General features: G+C 56.1%; 4 protein-coding genes. 3 read left to right on the plus strand and 1 reads right to left on the minus strand.

What is annotated here, in order from left to right; genetic code table 11:
* Together AB4Z52_RS35970 and AB4Z52_RS35975 are read left to right on the plus strand one after the other, a co-directional pair.
* On the plus strand, window positions 1-467 hold a 467-nt coding region (locus AB4Z52_RS35970), incomplete at its 5' end, for an EAL domain-containing protein (protein WP_442222574.1).
* A gap of 236 nt (window positions 468-703) precedes the next feature.
* Window positions 704-1,456 carry a hypothetical protein gene (locus AB4Z52_RS35975; protein WP_442222575.1) on the plus strand — a complete coding sequence of 251 codons (753 nt, stop codon included), beginning with the start codon at window positions 704-706 and terminating at the stop codon, window positions 1,454-1,456.
* A gap of 87 nt (window positions 1,457-1,543) precedes the next feature.
* Here AB4Z52_RS35975 and AB4Z52_RS35980 read toward each other — a convergent pair whose 3' ends face one another.
* Window positions 1,544-1,912: a hypothetical protein gene (locus tag AB4Z52_RS35980; RefSeq protein ID WP_442222576.1), complete on the minus strand. Its 369-nt coding sequence runs from the start codon at window positions 1,910-1,912 to the stop codon at window positions 1,544-1,546.
* Window positions 1,913-1,976: 64 nt separating this feature from the next.
* On the opposite strand from AB4Z52_RS35980, the gene AB4Z52_RS35985 reads away from it, so the two are divergent.
* Window positions 1,977-2,212, plus strand: a 236-nt coding sequence (locus AB4Z52_RS35985; RefSeq protein ID WP_442222577.1) for an IS1096 element passenger TnpR family protein, incomplete at its 3' end; no start/stop codon positions are given.

The raw sequence follows: 2,212 nt of genomic DNA on the forward strand, positions 1-2,212 counted from the left end.
GTGTTTCTCACACCCTCGACCTAGTAGGATTACCACCCGATCGGCTGGAACTTGAGATCACAGAAAGCGTGCTACTGGAACGGACCGTCAATAATCTCGACACTCTGAACACTCTCAACGTGCTGGGCATTCGGATCTCGCTGGACGACTTCGGTACACAGTACTCTTCGCTGAGCTATCTCAAGACATTCCCTTTCGACACGATCAAAATCGACAGGTATTTCATCACCGATCTGGCGGACGATTTGAAAAGCCAGGCAATTGTCCGTTGCATCATCAACCTCGCTCACGATCTGGAGATGCTGGTGACAGCCGAAGGCGTTGAAACGCAGCTGCAGGCGGAATGGCTGCAGAATGCGGGATGCGATCGCCTCCAAGGCTACTTGATTAGCAGGCCGCTAGCAGCCGAAGCAATCAACGAATTCATTTCTCGTGCCGGGACGTCACCGCTAAGCGTGCAGCGATAGAGAACAATGGGCCTTGTGGCACTGTAAGCGGCGTTGGTGCATCGATCCCAGCCTACCTGCCGCCAGATCGGCTTCAATGATGTAGCTCGGTGCGATGGCGACCCCGTGACCGTTGACTGCCGCATCCAATGCCAGTGCCGATCGGTCGAAGTTCAAAAGGCCGTTCTTTGACCTTAACGAACAGGGGCAATGGACTTCAACCGTGTGTTAATGGTGTGCGTCTCACGGGAGCGAGAATGACAGTGTCGAGCGAAAACACGGATCAGCGCAGCGTCGTCGCAGGTAGACTGGTCGCCTGGTTCAATCTCGATAAGTTCCTGTCGCTGGCGATCCTGGCCGGCATGGGTCTTTTATTTGGCAATATCTGGCATTTGACGGCACGGCTTCTGAGCGCAGTAATCATTTCGCTGGCCAGTATTTCCGGATCGGTGTTTCAGCCCGTGCAGCTCGCCGGCGTGATCCTTGTCTCGGTCGCCGCTCTCGCCAAAGCCGCGCGTGCCGGAAAAATCCTCGCGCGAAACGATATTGAGGCGCAAACGGGCTATTTCAAATCCTATTCGGGCCTGACTGCGCCGGAACGTCAAATCCGCTTCCCATCACTCTACGGTGCGCAACCGCCGGCCGATACGATCGACGCTCTTATCAATCATCCAACCGATCCGCTCGGTATGATCAAAATGTATTCGGTGTCAGGCAAGCATTTCAAGCGCGACGGACCATGGTTTGCTTTAAGGAGTGAGTGGCATTCAACGAAAGTCTGGACCTGGATCGTCCTTTGCCTTGTCGCCGGCATGCTCACCCTTGCGTCTCTGACCGCAGGCCTGTGGATGACGCTCTCGAGCCAGCCGCCCTTTGCCGATCTCATCTCGGGACCGACTGCGCTCTTGGAGGCCGTCATCTTCGCTCTGGGGACAAACGCTCTCGTCCAGGATCTACGGGATTACGCGCAAGCCTATTATTTGATCGCTGCAAAACCGCCATCCGCTTGAGTAGGGTCCGCGGTCAGCTTCCGATTTTGCCGCGGATATAGTCCAAGAGTGACTGGCCGGCCGCATGCAGAGATGGCCAGGCTGTCGTCAAAAACGCAAGGATGAGTGCACCCAGAATTGCCAGTTGCACGGCGCGCCAGATGAAGGCAGGTTGTCGATGACCGGCTTTTGTTCGGCGAGCTTCTGGTTCATGTTGGCTTCGAGTTCACGCATCTTCACGGCGAGCGCCTGAAGCGAGAAAATCTCCTGGTTCATGCCGCGGACAAGCTCGTTGCCGATATCGGCGTTGCCTTCGCCCTTGAATAGGTAGGGTGCCACCGACGTCTGGTCGAGCGCCGCGAACCAGATTTTAAAGAGGTTGTCGCCCTCGCATATCTGGATAGGAGAGGGGCTCGCGTTATAAACGGAACAGACCAGCTTGCCCTTGTAACCGGGATCGACGTGAAAGGGGAGCATGAGGATTTGTGGGGCGGGCTGGAACGACGTATGTCGTCGTTGAATTTTGATGGGACTGGCGGATGTGAAAAGGGCAAAACGGGCAGCGACGAAAACCGCCGGAGAGGCGGCAGCCTCGGAGGATGAGATTTTCATCCTGCAATTCCGCATCTGGCTGAAGGACGTGAGCCCGATGCTGTGGCGTAGGGTTCAGGTTTTCTCGACGATGACGCTACGCGAGTTTCATGGCGTCATTCAGGTCGCGATGGGATGGGAAGGCATACACCTCTACCAGTTCGTCATGCACACGGTGCGGTACGG

The sequence above is a fragment of the Rhizobium sp. 2YAF20 genome (assembly GCF_052114685.1).
Lineage (GTDB): Bacteria > Pseudomonadota > Alphaproteobacteria > Rhizobiales > Rhizobiaceae > Rhizobium.